The organism is Streptomyces prasinopilosus (assembly GCF_001419695.1).
Classification (GTDB): domain Bacteria; phylum Actinomycetota; class Actinomycetes; order Streptomycetales; family Streptomycetaceae; genus Streptomyces; species Streptomyces prasinopilosus.
In genome coordinates, this window is the sequence record NZ_LIRG01000281.1 from 1 (window position 1) to 12473 (window position 12473).

Genomic DNA, 12473 nt, shown 5'->3' on the forward strand with positions numbered 1-12473 from the left:
CGTACAGCTCCAGCAGCGGGGTCGCGCCCATGCCGTTGACCAGGACCAGGACCGGATTGCGCGGGGTGATGTCGGCGAGGATCGCGTCGACCGCGGCCCCGGCGATCTCGCCCGAGGTCATCATCGGCCGCCGCTCCCGGCCCGGCTCGCCATGGATGCCGATGCCCAGCTCCAGCTCTCCCGCCGGCAGGTCGAAGGTCGGGCTGCCCTTGGCGGGCGTGGTGACGGCGGTCAGGGCCACACCGAAACTGCGGGAGTTCTCGTTGACCTGCCGGGCGAGGGCCTCCACCCGCTCCAGCGGCTGTCCCTCCTCGGCCGCCGCGCCCGCGATCTTCTCCACGAACAGCGTCGCACCGGTGCCGCGCCGGCCCGCGGTGTAGAGACTGTCGGTCACCGCGACGTCGTCGTCGACCAGCACCTTCGCGACCTGGATGCCCTCGTCCTCGGCCAGCTCGGCGGCCATGTCGAAGTTGAGCACGTCACCGGTGTAGTTCTTCACGACGAACAGCACTCCGGCCCCGCTGTCCACGGCGGCCGCCGCCCGCACCATCTGGTCGGGCACGGGAGAGGTGAACACCTCCCCGGGACAGGCCGCCGAGAGCATCCCGGGCCCCACGAACCCGCCGTGCAGCGGCTCGTGCCCGGAACCCCCGCCGGAGACCAGACCCACCTTCCCGGCCACGGGAGCGTCCCGCCGGACGATCACCCGGTTCTCCACGTCCACCGCAAGCTCGGGATGCGCCGACGCCATCCCCCGCAGCGCATCGGCGACCACGGTCTCCGGCACATTGATCAGCATCTTCACGGGTTCCTCCTGGGGCTCGGCAGGTGGGTTTCCGACCTGTGCTGCTGCCGGTCGGAAAGGGTCGGGGTGTTTCCCCGTCCCGGTGGTGCGGGGCGGTCGCCGGCGGGTTCCGGTGGTCCGGCGGGTCCGGCGGCGACCTGGTGACGTGGCGTCGGGCGGCCGCGGTGTGTCGGCTGCGGGTCGATTGTGTGTCCACGGAAGCGTTACAAGGAAGTATTGACCTTGGGACCGGGAAGGTCACGCGGGAGGCGGCCGGAGCCCGGGAGCGGTGTCCGCCATCGGGGCGGTGCCGAACCGTCCTCCTCCTCCGGGCCAGGGTCCCGGTCCCGCGGGCACCGGTCGCGTGCCGGCGGGCCCCGGCGGGGCCCGGGCCGGCTCCGGTCATGCCCCGTGCCCCCGTGCCCCCGGGCACCCGGGGGGCGGAGCCGGTCGCGGTGGCGGACGGCGCCCACCTGCCAACAGAGCTTGTTCCCAGGGACGTTCGGCCCGCTGTCGGGGCCTTGCGGTCCGTGCGGCGGGCGCCGGGGGGGTGGGACGGTGAAAGAGGCGAGGAGAGTCGTCCGCGTCCTGTGTCACCCCCTGGAAGGGATGATCACCATGGCAGTTCACGACCACCCCCACCGGCGCCGGGCAGCGCGACCGGCGTCCCCGCACGCTGACGGGACGGCGTCCGTGCCCGCCGGGGCGGTGACCGCGGCGCCGGCCGGGACCCGCGGGTACGTGTTCGCCGGACTGCGTCTGCTGACGGGCTTCGTCTTCCTGTGGGCGTTCCTGGACAAGACGTTCGGCTTCGGCTACGCGACCCCCTCCGGCAAAGGGTGGATCGAGGGCGGATCGCCGACCCGGGGATTCCTCGGCGCCGTCGCCGTCGGACCGATGGAGTCCGTCTTCCACGACTGGGCCGGGGCCGCGTGGGCCGACTGGCTGTTCATGCTCGGCCTGCTCGGCATCGCGATCGCCCTGCTCGCGGGCATCGGCCTGTGGCTCGCCGCGGCCGCCGGCAGCGTCATGATGGCGCTGATGTGGGCCGCGGAATGGCCGCCGGCCCGGCACCTGTCGGACGGCTCACCGAGCATGTCGACGAATCCGTTCGTCGACTACCACCTGATCTACGCCGTCGTCCTGGTCGCCCTCGCCGCCGCGGGCGCCGGCGCCACCTGGGGCCTGGGCAGGGCCTGGGCCCGGCTGCCCGTCGTCGACCGCAACCGCTGGCTGCTGTGACGCCGCGGAGCCGCCGGACCGGGGCGCCCCCGCTCACCGCGGGCGGGGCGCCCCTCGTCCGCGCCCCCGCCGCCCCGTGCGGTGAGGCTCCGCCACGGCGGCCGGAGGGTTCGGCGGAGCCGCGGTCCCGTCCCGGGGCGCCTTGGCCGCCCCGGCCGGGGACGGCTCTACTCGCGGTGCAGCACGACCTTGAGGGCGCCGGTGTCGGTGCCGTGGGAGAAGACCTCGTAGGCGTCCTCCGTCCGTCCGAGACCGAAGGTGTGGGTGACGAGCGGGGTGATGTGCAGGCGTCCGGACGTCACCAGATCGAGAAGCCAGGGCGTGGAGGAGGTGTCGACCTGCCCGGTGCTGATCGTCACGTTCTTGCGCCACAGCGCCTCGAGATGCAGGGTGGCCGGCCGGCCGTGCATGCCGATGTTGGCGATGTGGCCGCCCGAGCGGACGGCCCGGGTGCACAGCACGAAACTCTCCGGATCTCCGGCGGCCTCGATGACCACGTCGGCGCCGGGCCCGTCCGCGAGGTCGGCCATCAGCCGTCCGGGCGACTCCGCGGCGTCCGCCCCCAGCCGGCGGGCGGCTTCCAGCCGGGAGGAGGACAGGTCCACCGCGATGATCCTGCGCGGCGAGTAGATCCGCGCGGTCATGATCGCGGCGAGCCCGATCGGACCGGCGCCCACGACGACGACGGTGTCCCCGGGGCTCACGTGCCCGTTGCGCACACCGACCTCGTAGGCGGTGGGGAGGACTTCGGAGAACAGGACGGCGTCGTCGAGTGCCAGGGTGCCGGGCGTCCGCCGGGTGGAGCAGTCGGCGAAGGGGACCCGTACGAACTCGGCCTGGGTGCCGTTGATCAGACCCCCGAGGAGCCACCCGCCCCCGCCGTGGCATTGTCCGAACGCGTTGTCCCGGCAGGACGGGCAGTGGCCGCAGGCCGAGACGGACGACACGATCACCTGATCACCCGGGCCGACGGAGTGGACCTCGTGCCCGACGGCGACCACCTCGCCCACGGCCTCGTGACCGAGGACCGTTCCGGGCTTCACCTCGGGGAGCTCTCCGCGCAGGATGTGCAGATCGGTGCCGCAGACGGTGGTGGCGTCGACGCGCACGAGCGCGTCGGTCGGGTCCTCGATCACCGGATCCATGACCTTGTCCCAGGCGATCCTTCCGGGGCCGTGGTAGACGAGTGCTCGCATGGTCACCACTCCCTGGCCGCTTCGGTCGCCCTTCCACCACATTCGCCCTCGGAGGGAACCGCGGCAACCGCGACCGCCCGACCTCGCGGAACGGCCGGAGGGAACGGCGCCGCCCGGGTGATCCGACCGGTCGCCACCGGCCCGCGGCGGGAAACGGAGCCCCCCGTCGCCCTCCGCGGCCGAAGTGTGCTCCGCGGCGGTGCGGAGCGGGCACGACGCCACGGACGGAAGCGGCGGACCGTCCGCGGACGGCGCGGCCGGGACAGGGACCGGCCCGCCGCCGCCGGGCGGCGGGCGCAACCGTCCGGGGAAAGAATGGGGCGGGACGGGCCGCCGCGTGCGGGGCCTTCGCCCCCGGGCCGGGACGCGCCGGTCCCGGCCCCCGTGCGGCCGCGGCGACGGCGTGAACGGAGCGTCCCCTCCGGGCGTCACCGAACGGGGCACGGCCGGGGACACCCGCGGCGGTGCCCGGCTCCCGCACGGCGGTCCGTTCCCCACGTGTGGCGACCCGTTACGCGTGGCGGTCCGTTCCCCACGACGGCGCGAGGCGGCAGGAGGAGCCATGGAGAACACCGCCGTACGCAACGAGGTGATCGTCGGGATCGACCCGCACGAGCGGGCCGGTCCGGCGCTCGCCTGGGCGGCCGACGAGGCCGTGCGCAGACGGTCGTCGCTCCGGCTCGTGGTGGCGGTGCCGCCCCTGCCCGGCGGGCAGCACGTCGACGCGCCCTGGAATCGCAGCATGCTCCGGATGCGGGGCGAGAGCGCGCTCACCGACGCGGTCGCCACGGTGCGGGCCCTGTACGCGGAAGTGCCCCTGGCCACGGAACTGCTCGACGGCACGCCGACGGTGGTGCTCTGCCGGAGGGCGGCGCGGGCCCGGATGGTCGTCGTCGGCTCCCGTCGGCTCAGCAGGCCGGAAGAACTCCTGGGCGCGGGCTCGGTGGCCGTTCCGGTGAGTGCCGGGGCGGACTGTCCGGTCGTCGTGGTCGGGGGCCCGGAGCGCGCGGGACGACGGCACCCCCGTCTCGTCGTGGGGGTCGACGGCAGCGCGTCCTCGGGAGCCGCCCTGGCCTTCGCCGTGGAGGAGGCGGCGCTGCACGGCGCCGCCCTGCACGCCGTGTGGGTGTGGCGGCGGCCCTTCGTGTCCTTCGGGGACGAGGCGGCGGGACTCGACGAGCGGCGGCGGGCCCTGGCCGAGACCGTGGCGGGCCGGGGAGCGCAGTACCCGGATGTGAGGATCACCCAGGAGGTCCTGCGGGGCCACCCGGTGGAGGAACTGGCCCGTGCCTCGACCGACGCCCTGGTGGTCGTCGTCGGCAGGCACGGACGCGGGGGCTACTCCGGCATGAGGCTGGGTTCGGTGGTGCACGGCCTCCTGCACCGGGCCGAGTGCCCGGTGATCACCGTGCCCGAGTCCCGGCACGGCTGAGTCGGTGGCGGACGGGACGGCGGGCCGGGACCGGACGGGAGGACCCGCGCCGTGCCGCAGGACCGGCACCCCGCCGGCCACCGGTACCCACCGTTTCACGAGGACGTCCCGCCCCCTCGGTGACGGGCGGCCGGGCCGGCGGCCCCGGGTCCGGTCTCCCCTCGACGACGCCGGGGCGCCGGACCCCCGGCACGCCCCCGTCCGCTTCCGGCCGGGCGGATAGTGTGGCCCCGTCGGTGAAGATCACGGAAAGACGGAGCACAGGGTGGACATCGTGGAGACGGCGGCGCGGAAGGTCTTCGAGCGCTACGACCTGGACGGGGACGGCCTGGTCACCGCGGACGAGTACCGGAAGGCCGTGGCGGAGCTGGAGGGGTCCGGGATCACCGAGTCGGAGGCCCGGGGACTGATCGACTCGCTGGACGCCGACGGCGACGGCCGGATGTCCTTCGAGGAGTTCTGGGCGGCCATGAACCGCTGACACCGGTGGCCCGGCCTCTGGCGGTCCGGCCTCTGGCGGTCCGGCCTCTGGCGGTCCGGCCTCTGGCGGTCCGGCCCCTGGTGGGCCGGGCCCGTCCGGGCCGCCCCGCGTACCGGCGGGCGCCTTCGGCCGGTGCGGGTGCTGCCGCGGGGTGACTGCGGCCCCCCGGGCCCCGCCCCGGGCGTTCGCCGCGGGAGCGGACCGGTCGCGTGCCGCCCTCAGCCGACCTTGCGTCCCCGCAGGGGCGCGGTGTCGGCGCCCGCGCCGTGCCGCAACCCGTCCAGGAACTCCCGCAGCACCTCCGTCGCGGTGCGCTCCGGCTGCCAGCCCAGTTCCGTGCGGGCGCGGGAGGAGTCCATCAGGGGCAGCCGCAGGACCGCGTCGAAGAGGTGGGGAGAGGCGGGAAGGAGACGGAGTCCCCAGGCGGCGGCGACGGCGGACCGGGCCGCCGTGCGCGGCAGCCGCACCGTGCGCAGGCCGAGCATCCCGGCGAGGAGGTCGCTGTCGACCACGGGGTCGGCGGCGAGGTTGAAGGCGCCCCGGGCCTCGGCCGAGTGCACGGCCAGCCGGTAGGCGTGAGCGGCGTCGTCCGTGTGCAGGGCCTGCATCCTCAGGCCCGGCACGTCCGGGAGGAAGGGCAGCAGGTCGGGACGGGCCGCCGGACCGGGGAGGAAGCGGCCGCCGAAGATGCGGCGCTGTTCGCTCGCCGACTCCCGTTTGAAGAGGAACGCGGGGCGCATACGGACCACCCGCATCTCGGGGTGGTCGCGGACGAAGACGTCCAGGACCCGTTCCAGGTACGCCTTCTCACGGCAGTAGGCCGCGTCCGGCCAGCCGTGCGTCGGCCAGGACTCGTCGACGGCCCGGTCCTTGGGGCCGGGGGAGTAGGCCCCCACGGAGGAGGCGTGCACGAGCGTCGGCACCCCCGCCGCCGCAGCCGCCTCGAACACCCTCATGCTGCCGAGCACATTGGTGCGCCAGGTGCTCGCCGGATCGTGCGTCGGCTGGAACGCCCAGGCCAGGTGCACCACGGCGGTCGCCCCCCGGCACACCTCCGTCGGGTCGGTCCGCTCGGACGCCAGGTCGACGGTGTGCCACTCGGTCTTCGGCGGGGTCCAGTCGGGCGCCCGTCGGGCCACGCCCCGCACCCACTCGACCTCCGGGTCCTCGGAGAGCAGGCGCACCAGACTCGTTCCCACATTGCCGGTCGCACCCGTGACCACCACCCTGCTGCCCGTTGTGCCGGCCATCGCAAACCCCTCTCGACGACACCGGTGACGCCCGCCGGGTACCCGGCCGCCGGCCCGGCACGCACCGCCGGGCCGGGGCGCGGGAAACGGCCCGCCCCCCTGGTCGGCCACCGCCGCGGGCCGCCGGTCCGGGACGGCGGGGGCCCGGACTCCGGGCGGCCCGGGCCGTACCGCGCCGCCCGGAGTCCGGGCGGGCGTCACCGGGCGGGCACCCCGCCTTCCCCGGTCGTCGCGGCGCTCACCCCAGGAGGGACGCGACCAGCGTGGCGAACTCGTCCGGAGGGGCGAGGCGGACGCCGAGCTGTTCGGCCTTGGCCCGCTTGGAGCCGGCGCCCTCTCCGGCGACGACGAGGGTGGTCCTCCGGGAAACGCTGGAGGAGGAGCGGCCACCGGCCCGTTCGATGAGTTCGTTCATCTCGTTGCGGGAGAGCTTCTCCAGGGGTCCGGTCATCGCACCGGTGACCACCACCGTCATGCCGGCCAGCGGGCGGCCCGCCCCGGGCGTCCCGGCCGGGTCCCGGCCGTCGGCCGCGGCCCCGGCGGCGGCGCCGACGGCCGGAGGCGGAGTGGCGCCGGGTTCCGTCATGGTGACGCCCGCCGCGACGAGCTTGTCGATGAGCGGGGCGAGTTCGGCGAGTTCGGCGACGATCGAGGACGCCTTCTCCGGCCCTATGCCGTCCACCCGCCGCATCGTCTCGGCGTCGGCGGAGCGGATGCCGTCCATGGTGGCGAAGTACCGGGCGATGCGCCGGGACATGGACCGGCCGGTGCCGCGGACGCCGAGCGCGCACAGCACCCGCGACAGCGGCCGTTCCCTGGCCGCGGCGATCGCGGCGAGCAGGTTGTCGGTGCTGGTCTCGCCCATCCGCTCCAGTCCGAGCAGCTGGTCGCGCCGGAGGGCGAACACGTCGGCCAGATCGGCGACGAGACCCGCGTCGACGAGCTGGACGACACGGGTGGCCCCCAGACCCTCGATGTCGAGCTGGTCGCGCCCCGCGGCGTAGGAGAGCGAGGCGACCAGGTGGCAGTTGCGTCCCTGCGCGCACCGCCAGCGCTCCCCGCCGGTGTCGATGTCCGACCCGCAGCGCGGGCACTGCTCGGGGAAGACGACGGGCCGCTCCTCACCGGTGCGCAGATGGGCGACGGGGGCCTCGACGCGGGGAATGACGTCACCGGCGCGACGGACCGTGACGTGGTCGCCGATCCGCAGGTCGCGCCGGGTGATGTCGGCCGGGTTGTGCAGGGTGGCGTAGGTGATCGTGGAACCGTCGACGACCACGGGTTCGAGGACGCCGCGCGGGGCGATGATGCCCGTCCGCCCGACGTTCCACTCCACCTCCAGCAGCCGGGTGATCTTCTCCGCGGCCGGCAGCTTGTACGCGACCGCCCACCGGGGCGCGCGGGAACCGGAGCCCGAGTCCCGCTGGTCCGCGGCGAGGTCGGCCTTGACGACGATCCCGTCGATGCCGAACGGCAACCCGGCCCGCGCCGCGGCGATCTCCTCCACCCGGGACAGGACCTGCTCCGGTGACCCGGCGACGGATTCCGGGACCGCGGTCGCGGCGCTGGTGTGCACGCCGAGGCCGGCGGCCAGGGCCATCAGCTCGCTGTGGGGGAGGTCCGCCAGCCGCTCGGCGAGGGGGCCGTCGGTGCCGGGCAGCGGCAGCAGTCCGTAGCCGAAGAACGTCATCGGCACGGTGTAGAGCCGCTCCTTCGCCCGCAGGGTGCCCGCCGCCGCGTTGCGCGGGTTGGCGAACGGCTGACCGCCGTGGCCCGTGCGGGCCTCGTTCGCGTACTCGAACTGGGCGGTGGTCATCAGGACTTCACCGCGCACCTCCACGGTGACCGGCTCGGCCAGCTGCTCGGGCAGCCCCACGAGGGCGCCGATCGCGTGCGAGACGTCCTCCCCGGCGATCCCGTCCCCACGGGTGATCAGCCGGGTGAGACGACCGCGGCTGTAGCGGGCGGCGATCGCCAGTCCGTCCAGTTTCGGGCCCACACTGAAACGGGTGACCTCACGGCCGACACGCCGCGCCAGGGACGCCGTCCACGCCGTGAACTCCTCGGCCGAGAAGACGTTGTCGAGGCTGAGCATCGGCACCGTGTGCGGTATGTCGCCCTCCACCGCACCGCCGGCGACCTTGCCGGTGGGGGAGCCGGGCAGCACCTCGTCCGGGTGCGCCGTCTCCCAGGCGGCGATCCCGCGGACCAGCCGGTCGTAGGTGTCGTCGTCCCACGGCGAGGTGCCGCCCTCGTAGTAGGCGGCCGCCGCGCTCACGGCGTTCTCGACCGCTTGCGCGTAGGCGGCGGCATCCACGATCACTGCTGCGGGGGTGGTCATGGGCGGCATCATGTCGCCCGCCACTGACAACGGCCCCGGCCGCCGGTCCGCGCCGGCCCGCACCGGCCCGCCGTCGGCACCGTGCCGCCGGGCCGTCGTCCCCGTCCTCACCCGCCGGACACCTGCCCGTGGGCCCCGTGGGCGGGGACGCCCACGGTTCATGTTCCGGTGGCCGTTCGTACGCCCCCGGTTCGTACGGGCGGGATTCGATCCAGGTGTCCCGACGGAGCGCACGGCGCTCCCCATCGGCATACCGGGTCCCCCGGCGGTCATCAGGAGCGAGAGACACGTGAACATCCCCACCTCGTCGCGCGGGGCCAGGACCCCCGCGGTTCTGACGGCGGCCGTGCTGCTGGCCGTGAGCGCGTGCGGCAGTGCCGGGGCGGCGCCGGACGGCAGCGGCGGCGAGGGGGAGAAGCCGTCGGGCACCGTCCGGGTGGACGGTTCCAGCACGGTGGCTCCGCTGTCCACGGCGGCGGCCGAGCTCTTCCGGGCGGAGAACCCCGGCGTGGAGATCACCGTCGGCACGTCCGGGACCGGGGGAGGTTTCGACAAGTTCTGCCACGGCGAGACCGACGTCTCCAACGCCTCGCGTGCGATCGAGGACGTCGAGGCGTCGGCCTGCAGGCTGAAGGGGGTCGAGTACCGGGAACTCCAGGTCGCAGCCGACGGCCTGTCCGTTGTGGTGAGCAAGGACAACGACTTCGCCGAGTGCCTGACGCTGGACCAGCTGAGGATGATCTGGCAGCCCGGTTCGACGATCGACAACTGGAACCAGGTCGACGCGGCGTTCCCCGACCGGGAACTGGAACTGTTCGGCCCCGGAACGGAATCGGGCACCTTCGACCACTTCACCGAAGCCGTCAACGGTGAGGAGGGCGCCTCGCGCGCCGACTACAAGGTGAACGAGGACGACGACCTCATCGTGCGGGGTGTCTCGGGATCCGCGGGCGGCATGGGCTACTTCGGCCACTCCTACTACGAGGAGAACAAGGACGAGCTGAAGGCCCTGGCGATCGACGGCGGCGACGGCTGCGTCGCCCCGACCGTGCACAACGTCCAGAACGGCAGCTACAAGCCGCTGGCACGACCGCTGTTCATCTACCCGAAGGCGTCCTCACTGGAGAAGCCGGAGGTCGCGGCGTTCATCGAGTACTACGTCGAGAACAACCGGCGCATCGCCGAGAAGGCCAACTTCGTGCCGCTCGGCGCGGAGCAGGACGCCGAGCTGCGCAAGAACCTCGACGCCCTCAGGGCGGAGCGGGAGTCCTGAGCGCGAGCGGCGCTCTCCGCCCCGCGTGCGACGGCCCGGCGCACCCCCGCCCACACCCCGGTCGCGGAGCGGGGGCGGGGCGCGTGCGCGGGAACCGCGACCGGTCAGCGTGGCGTGCGGATGCTGTCGATGACGCGGGTCCAGCCGTCGCCGCCGTGCCCGTTCTCGAGCGCGCGCCCGTAATGGGACCGCACGGCCAGCGGCAGCGCGAGGTCGAGACCGAGTGACGTGCTGGTCTCCACGATGTGGTCGGCCGTCGCGCCCATCATGGTGACCGTGCTGAGATCGCCGGGATGCTCCCCGGCGTCCAGCGCGGTGCCGGGGCTGTCCTCGCCGGCCCTCAGCATGCCGCCGATCGTGTCGGTGAAGGAGAGCAGCACCGGCAGTGCCTCCCCGGCCCTCGTCCCCGCGGTGCCCAGCATCGCGGTGGCGTGCATCAGTCCGGACAGGGTGGTGAGGAACACCGCGAGCTGGGCCTGGTACATCAGCTGGGCGAGCCCCGGGTCCTCACCCAGGTGCTCCGGCGTGCCGAGCGGCCTCAACGCCGCCAGGTGGTGCTCCAGCACCTCGCCGCGGCCGCTGTAGTAGACGCGGGCCGCCTCCGTGCCGACCATCGGGGAGGGGACCATGACGCCCCCGCTGAGGAAGGCGGCGCCGTGGTCCGCTGCCCAGGCCGCCGCCTCGCGGGTGCGGTCGGGCGTGTCGGAACTCAGGTTGACCAGCGTCCGTCCGGCGAGCGACGCGGTGGCGCCGCCGAGGACGTCGTACATGGCCCGGTAGTCGGTGAGGCTGAGGAGCACGAGGTCGCTCGCCTCGACCGCCTCGCCGGGTGTCGCCGCGAGGGCCGCTCCGTCGGCGACGACACCGTCGGCCCGGCCGGCGGTGCGGTTCCAGACGGTGACCGGGTGGCCGGCGGCAAGGAGGGTGCGGGTCATCGCCTGTCCCATCGGGCCGAGCCCGATCATGGTGACAGCGCTGTTCTGCCTGGTGGTGTGGTTCTGTCGTTCGTTCACCCCTTCATGCTCGAAGAGCGCCCCTATTCTCGGAAGTACCCACTATTTACTGCGGTGCTTACCTTTTCGTAAGGGGGATCAGTGATGACCAGGGCGTCGAGACGCGGGCCTTACATCTGTGGCATCGAAGCCGCGCTCGACGTGGTGAGCGGCAAGTGGAAGGGGCAGATCCTCTGGGAGCTCGCCGTCCATGGCGTACGCCGCTTCGCCGAACTGCGCCGCGGTCTGCCGGGAGTGAGCGAGAAGATGCTCGCCCAGCACCTGCGGGAGATGGAGGAGGACGGGCTCGTGCACCGGGAGGTCCACGCGGAGGTGCCGCCGCGGGTGGAGTACTCCCTGACCGAGCATGGGCGCACGCTCAACCAAGCGCTCGGGCCGCTCGGCGTCTGGGGCGTCGAGCGGATGCGTCGCGAGGGTTCCGAGACGGTCGACGCCGCCGAGTCCTCACACGGCTGAGCGGCCCGGCGGCCACCGCGGCGACGGCGGCACGTGAGGACCGGGAGCGGACGGACGTCAGGCGGGCCGAGGGGCCTGCGGCGCGGAGACGCGGGCGACCAGGCGCAGGGCGGCCGCGACGGTGTCCCCCAGCGGCGGCCCCTCCGACGGGTCGGGCCGCAGGGCCCAGTCCTCCACCGCGACGCGCAGCGCGGTGTTCAGCACGCCCGCCTCCACACGGACGGCGAGACCGTCGGCGGGGCGGCCGGTGTGGTCGGCGATCATCGCGGCGAACTCGGCCTCGGCGTCATGGTGCGCCTCCAGCCATACGGCACGCAGGCCCGGTTCGTCCCGGCACAGCCGCACCAGGTCGCGCAGGGCCCGCGGATCCCGCTCCGCGCCCTCGCCGTGGTGGGCGTGCAGGACGGACTCGGCGAGGGGGACGGCTCCGTTCCGGTTCCGCACCTCCCGGACCAGGGCCTCCAGGCCCGTGGTGAGCAGCGGGCGGACGCACTCCTCCTTGGAACGGAAGTAGCGCCACAGGGTGCGGGTGGAGATCCCCGCGGCGGAGGCGATGTCCTCCGCGGTGGTCGCCGCCACGCCCCGCGCGGCGAACAGCCGCACCGCCTCCTCGGCGATCTCCCGGCGCGTCTCGGCGCGTCTCCGCTCCGTCAACGGCGGCCGCCCCGTGGCGCCACCGGCCCGTCCGGTCATGCACGCCCCCTCACTCGCTGGGAACACCCTATTTTATGTCGTGTGATGCCTGTTCGGCACACCATGCCTTTGTGTCACGGCGCGCCATCAACCAGTACGCTGAGGGGCACCGGCGAACACCGACGGTCCGTCGGCACATCGACATGTCCCCACGTCGCGTCCACGCGGCGAGCAGAGGAGTTCTCATGGGTGCCCCCTCCGGTACGGGTCTGTCCGGCAAGAGCGTCGTCGTCACCGGGGCGGCCTCCGGCATCGGCCGTGCCGCCGCGCTGCGGTTCGCCGCCGAGGGCGCCGAGGTCGTCGTCGCCGACC

Annotated in this window: 12 protein-coding genes; 6 read left to right on the forward strand and 6 right to left on the reverse strand. The window is 74.1% G+C overall.

The window, feature by feature from the left end; genetic code table 11:
- Positions 1–805, reverse strand: an 805-nt coding sequence (gene dhaK / locus AOK18_RS13065; RefSeq protein WP_055694453.1) for a dihydroxyacetone kinase subunit DhaK, incomplete at its 3' end; no start/stop codon positions are given.
- A 597-nt stretch (positions 806–1402) separates the two neighbouring features.
- Here dhaK and AOK18_RS13070 point away from each other — a divergent pair.
- Positions 1403–2026: a hypothetical protein gene (locus AOK18_RS13070; RefSeq protein ID WP_055694459.1), complete on the forward strand. Its 624-nt coding sequence runs from the start codon at positions 1403–1405 to the stop codon at positions 2024–2026.
- A gap of 167 nt (positions 2027–2193) precedes the next feature.
- Here the strand turns inward: AOK18_RS13070 and AOK18_RS13075 are convergent, their stop codons facing one another.
- Entirely contained in the window at positions 2194–3222 is a 1029-nt protein-coding gene (locus AOK18_RS13075; protein ID WP_055575046.1) for an alcohol dehydrogenase catalytic domain-containing protein, read from the reverse strand.
- Positions 3223–3784: 562 nt separating this feature from the next.
- Between AOK18_RS13075 and AOK18_RS13080 the strand changes: the two genes are divergently transcribed.
- Together AOK18_RS13080 and AOK18_RS13085 are read left to right on the forward strand one after the other, a co-directional pair.
- The gene (locus tag AOK18_RS13080; RefSeq protein ID WP_055694454.1) at positions 3785–4654 is read left to right on the forward strand and encodes a universal stress protein; all 870 of its coding nucleotides are present in this window, start codon (positions 3785–3787) and stop codon (positions 4652–4654) included.
- Between the two features lie 265 nt (positions 4655–4919).
- On the forward strand, positions 4920–5135 hold the full coding sequence (locus AOK18_RS13085; protein WP_055694455.1) for an EF-hand domain-containing protein: 216 nt from the start codon (positions 4920–4922) through the stop codon (positions 5133–5135).
- Positions 5136–5353: 218 nt separating this feature from the next.
- On the opposite strand, the gene AOK18_RS13090 is transcribed toward AOK18_RS13085, so the two are convergent.
- Both AOK18_RS13090 and ligA read right to left on the reverse strand, forming a co-directional pair.
- Positions 5354–6385: an SDR family oxidoreductase gene (locus AOK18_RS13090; RefSeq protein WP_055694456.1), complete on the reverse strand. Its 1032-nt coding sequence runs from the start codon at positions 6383–6385 to the stop codon at positions 5354–5356.
- Between the two features lie 238 nt (positions 6386–6623).
- The gene (gene ligA, locus AOK18_RS13095; RefSeq protein ID WP_167738682.1) at positions 6624–8726 is read right to left on the reverse strand and encodes an NAD-dependent DNA ligase LigA; all 2103 of its coding nucleotides are present in this window, start codon (positions 8724–8726) and stop codon (positions 6624–6626) included.
- A 289-nt stretch (positions 8727–9015) separates the two neighbouring features.
- Between ligA and AOK18_RS13100 the strand changes: the two genes are divergently transcribed.
- Entirely contained in the window at positions 9016–9999 is a 984-nt protein-coding gene (locus AOK18_RS13100) for a PstS family phosphate ABC transporter substrate-binding protein (RefSeq protein ID WP_055694457.1), read from the forward strand.
- Positions 10000–10103: 104 nt separating this feature from the next.
- On the opposite strand, the gene AOK18_RS13105 is transcribed toward AOK18_RS13100, so the two are convergent.
- Entirely contained in the window at positions 10104–11012 is a 909-nt protein-coding gene (locus tag AOK18_RS13105; protein ID WP_420865605.1) for an NAD(P)-dependent oxidoreductase, read from the reverse strand.
- Positions 11013–11096: 84 nt separating this feature from the next.
- Between AOK18_RS13105 and AOK18_RS13110 the strand changes: the two genes are divergently transcribed.
- Positions 11097–11468, forward strand: a complete 372-nt coding sequence (locus AOK18_RS13110; RefSeq protein ID WP_055571591.1) for a winged helix-turn-helix transcriptional regulator — start codon at positions 11097–11099, stop codon at positions 11466–11468.
- Positions 11469–11525: 57 nt separating this feature from the next.
- On the opposite strand, the gene AOK18_RS13115 is transcribed toward AOK18_RS13110, so the two are convergent.
- On the reverse strand, positions 11526–12161 hold the full coding sequence (locus AOK18_RS13115) for a TetR/AcrR family transcriptional regulator (RefSeq protein WP_055694458.1): 636 nt from the start codon (positions 12159–12161) through the stop codon (positions 11526–11528).
- A gap of 185 nt (positions 12162–12346) precedes the next feature.
- Between AOK18_RS13115 and AOK18_RS31880 the strand changes: the two genes are divergently transcribed.
- A partial coding sequence (locus tag AOK18_RS31880) for an SDR family NAD(P)-dependent oxidoreductase (RefSeq protein ID WP_157865085.1) occupies positions 12347–12473 on the forward strand: 127 nt, incomplete at its 3' end.

Excerpts from the sequence above, each read along its gene's own strand:
- AOK18_RS13070 (WP_055694459.1), top strand. The coding sequence starts at position 1,403 with ATGGCAGTTCACGACCACCCCCACCGGCGCCGGGCAGCGCGACCGGCG.
- AOK18_RS13075 (WP_055575046.1), bottom strand. The coding sequence starts at position 3,222 with ATGCGAGCACTCGTCTACCACGGCCCCGGAAGGATCGCCTGGGACAAG.
- AOK18_RS13080 (WP_055694454.1), top strand. The coding sequence starts at position 3,785 with ATGGAGAACACCGCCGTACGCAACGAGGTGATCGTCGGGATCGACCCG.
- AOK18_RS13090 (WP_055694456.1), bottom strand. The coding sequence starts at position 6,385 with ATGGCCGGCACAACGGGCAGCAGGGTGGTGGTCACGGGTGCGACCGGC.
- ligA (WP_167738682.1), bottom strand. The coding sequence starts at position 8,726 with ATGACCACCCCCGCAGCAGTGATCGTGGATGCCGCCGCCTACGCGCAA.
- AOK18_RS13110 (WP_055571591.1), top strand. The coding sequence starts at position 11,097 with ATGACCAGGGCGTCGAGACGCGGGCCTTACATCTGTGGCATCGAAGCC.
- AOK18_RS13115 (WP_055694458.1), bottom strand. The coding sequence starts at position 12,161 with ATGACCGGACGGGCCGGTGGCGCCACGGGGCGGCCGCCGTTGACGGAG.